This is a genomic window from Streptomyces longispororuber, assembly GCF_024448165.1.
GTDB classification, from domain to species: domain Bacteria; phylum Actinomycetota; class Actinomycetes; order Streptomycetales; family Streptomycetaceae; genus Streptomyces; species Streptomyces longispororuber_A.
Window position 1 is genome coordinate 1 of the sequence record NZ_JAMOLN010000393.1, and the last position, 3,293, is coordinate 3,293.

The 3,293-nt window shown below is 70.2% G+C and carries 3 protein-coding genes; all 3 read left to right on the forward strand.

Going from position 1 to position 3,293, the window contains the following annotated elements; genetic code table 11:
* A partial coding sequence (locus M4J07_RS47195) for a metallophosphoesterase (RefSeq protein WP_255983479.1) occupies nt 1–772 on the forward strand: 772 nt, incomplete at its 5' end.
* A gap of 241 nt (nt 773–1,013) precedes the next feature.
* Nucleotides 1,014–2,567 (forward strand): ABC transporter substrate-binding protein, encoded by a 1,554-nt coding sequence (locus M4J07_RS47200; RefSeq protein ID WP_255983481.1) that lies wholly within the window; start codon nt 1,014–1,016, stop codon nt 2,565–2,567.
* Between the two features lie 197 nt (nt 2,568–2,764).
* Complete coding sequence (locus M4J07_RS47205) at nt 2,765–3,163, forward strand: ATP-binding protein (protein WP_255983484.1); 399 nt, start codon at nt 2,765–2,767, stop codon at nt 3,161–3,163.
* Nucleotides 3,164–3,293: the final 130 nt, after the last annotated feature.

The window sequence follows — 3,293 nt, forward strand, 5'->3', positions numbered from 1 at the left end:
TGCCGCGGGTGTCGTGGGGAACGGGGCGTACGGGGTGTTGCGGGGGCCGAAGGTGAAGCGGGTCACCGTTCCGCTGGCCCGACTTCCGCGTGCGGCCCACGGGTTCAGGATCGCGGTGGTCAGCGACATCCACATCGGGCCGGTGCTCGGCCGGGGCTTCGCCGAGCGTGTCGTCGACACGATCAATGCCACGCAGCCCGATCTGATCGCGGTCGTCGGTGACCTGGTCGACGGGAGCGTGGAGAACCTCGCCCCCGCGGTCGCGCCCCTCGCCCGGCTCAGGGCCCGGCACGGCACGTATTTCGTCACCGGTAACCACGAGTACTTCTCGGGTGCGGAGCCGTGGGTCGAGCACGTGCGCGAGATCGGCCTGCGGCCGTTGGAGAACGCGCGGGTCGAGATGGGCGCCTTCGATCTGGCCGGGGTCAATGACGTCACGGGTGAGAACTACGGCGACGGTCCCGATTACGGCAGGGCGCTCGGCGACCGTGACCGGTCGCGTGCCGCGGTGCTCCTGGCGCACCAGCCGGTGATGATCCACGAGGCCGTGAAGCACGGCGTCGACCTCCAGTTGTCCGGGCATACGCACGGAGGCCAGCTCTGGCCGGGCAACTTCATCGCCGACGCGGCCAATCCGACCCTCGCGGGCCTGGAGCGGTACGGCGACACGCAGTTGTACGTGAGCCGGGGCGCGGGTGCGTGGGGCCCGCCGGTCCGGGTCGGCGCGCCGTCCGACATCACGGTCGTCGAGCTCGCCTCGAAACAGGCCTGAGCCGCTCCCGGACGCCCAGGACGCCCAGGACGTCCCGGCCGAATCGGTCCCGGGACGAGTTCGGACGCCCGTCGGGGGCCCGCGGCGAGGCCCCGGTGAAAGAGGCCGGAAACCCGGTTGCACCTGCGCGTATCCCACGGAACGTCTCACACCTCGAATACCTCACCGATCCCTCTTCCCCCACCTCAAACTCCTGTGATTCAGTGAGCCTCGTCACTGGGGAGTGGCGGGGGAGGACTCGATGCGCACGGTTCGCTGGCGGATCATCGCGACGCTCATGGTGCTCGTCGCGGCGGGTGTGGGCGGCTGGCAGCTGCTGCCGCAGAACGAGGAGCGGGGAAAGACGGTCGCCGTCGGGACGACGGACGCCGTCACGTCGCTCGATCCGGCGGGCGCGTACGACGCGGGATCGTGGGCGTTGTACAGCAATGTGTTCCAGTCACTGCTGACCTTCGACGCCGGCGGCACGTCGCCCGTGCCGGACGCCGCGCAGAGCTGCCGTTTCGTCGGGTCGGGCCTGCGGGTCTACCGCTGCGAGATGCGGTCCGGGGTGCGCTTCCCGAGCGGTCGCGCGATGACCGCGCGGGACGTGAAGTACTCCTTCGACCGGGTCAGGAAGATCAATTCGCCGGTCGGTCCCGCGTCGCTCCTCGACACGCTCGATTCGGTGGAGGCGCGCGGCCGCGTCGTCACCTTCCACCTCTCCTCGCCGGACGCCACGTTCCCCCTCAAGGTCGCCACGGGCGCGGGTGCCATCGTCGACCGGAACGTCTACCCCGAGGACGCCCTTCGCTCCGGCAACGACGTCGACGGCACGGGCCCGTACACCCTGAAGTCGTACGAGCCGGGCAGCCGGGCCACGCTCGTGCCCAACTCCCGCTACCAGGGCCCCGCGAAGGTGCCGGACCACGCGACGGTCCTGCGCTACTTCAAGGACTCCGCCGCCCTGGAGTCGGCGTGGAAGCGGCGCACGATCGACGTCGCGGCGCGCCAGTTGCCGCCGGCGCTGCTCGCGGGCCTGTCCACCAGCGACCCGGACCAGCGGCTCACCGAGGTCGACAGTGCCGAGACCCGCAACCTGGTCCTGAACGTGCGGGCGGGCAAGCCGCTGCACGACCGGCGGGTGCGGCAGGCGCTGGCCTCCCTCGTCGACCGGGACGAGCTGGTCGAGTCGGCGTACAAGGGGACGGTCGACTCGCTCTTCTCCGTGATCCCGCGCGGCATCACCGGGCACACGACCGCGTTCTTCGACGCGTATCCGAAGCGGGATCCGGCGCGGGCCCGGGCGTTGCTGCAGCGGGCCGGGGTGACGACGCCGGTCCGGTTCGAGTTCGCGTACTCGCGCGGCGCCGCGTCCAAGGCGGAGGCCCAGGAGATCCGGCGGCAGCTGGAGGGGTCGGGCCTGTTCAAGGTGGTGACGAAGTACTACGACTGGGCCGAGTTCCAGAAGCGCTACACGGCGGGGAAGCTGGACGCGTACGCGGTCGGCTGGCTGCCCGACTTCCCCGACCCGGACACCTTCACGGCGCAGCTGGTGCGCACCGGATCCGGGATGCACAACGGTTACAGCAGCAAGCCCGTAGACGAACTCATCCAGGCGAGTCAACAGTACGAGGATCGCAGTCGCACACTTAAGGACTTTCGTCGGCTGCAGCAACTCGTCGCCGACGACGTGCCGATCATCCCCCTGTGGCAGCGCAAGGAGTACGTGCTGAGCACGAACGACATCACGGGTGGCCAGTACCTGTCCGACGGAACCGGAGTGTTCCGGCTCTGGAGCCTGGACTGGATCTGACCGGCGTACCGGACGGGCGCGCCCTGCGGGACCCCCGTCGGGCCCGGCCGGATCTGGCCGAATAGCGACGGAGAACTGTGACCGCCGTGACACGGAGCGTGTCCGACGGCGCTGCTCCCTATGTCAAAACCTGCGTTCACCGTGTGCGTGGACCCGGGTAGGGGGGCTCGAACAGGCGGAGGAGGAGGTGGCTACGTGTGTTGCGACGCAGTGCGTTCAGACTGCCGCGGCACCCGGCCTCGGTAGGAGTTGCGCGGCTGCGCGTGCGCGATCATCTGGCGGTCTGGGGTCATACGGGACCGGCCGACGCGCTCGACATCGCGATCCTGCTCGTGTCGGAACTGGCGACGAACGCGGTACGGCACGGGCCCGTGCGCGAGCGCGAGTTCGAGGTCGCGGTGACAGTGCTCGCGGAAGGCTCGTGCTTCATCGAGGTGTCCGACGAGTCGACGGGTGATCCCGAGGTCAGACCCCCGCGCACCGCGGACGACGAGGGCGGCCGCGGCCTGCACCTCGTCGACGCCCTCGCCGAGGCGTGGGGCGTGTGGCACCGGGGCCGTTACGGCAAGACCGTGTGGGCGCTGGTGCGTTCCTGACCGGGTTCCAAGGAGCCGGGCCCTGCCCCTGCCCCCTCCGCAGACCCCGACCTTTCTGCTGACTCCGACCTTTCCGCGGACTCCGACCGTTCCGCAGGTCCCGCCCCTTCCATGGACGGGGACGCCGACC

Bases quoted from the DNA above. Each gene is read 5' to 3' on its own strand.
- M4J07_RS47200 (WP_255983481.1), top strand. From the start codon at position 1,014: ATGCGCACGGTTCGCTGGCGGATCATCGCGACGCTCATGGTGCTCGTC.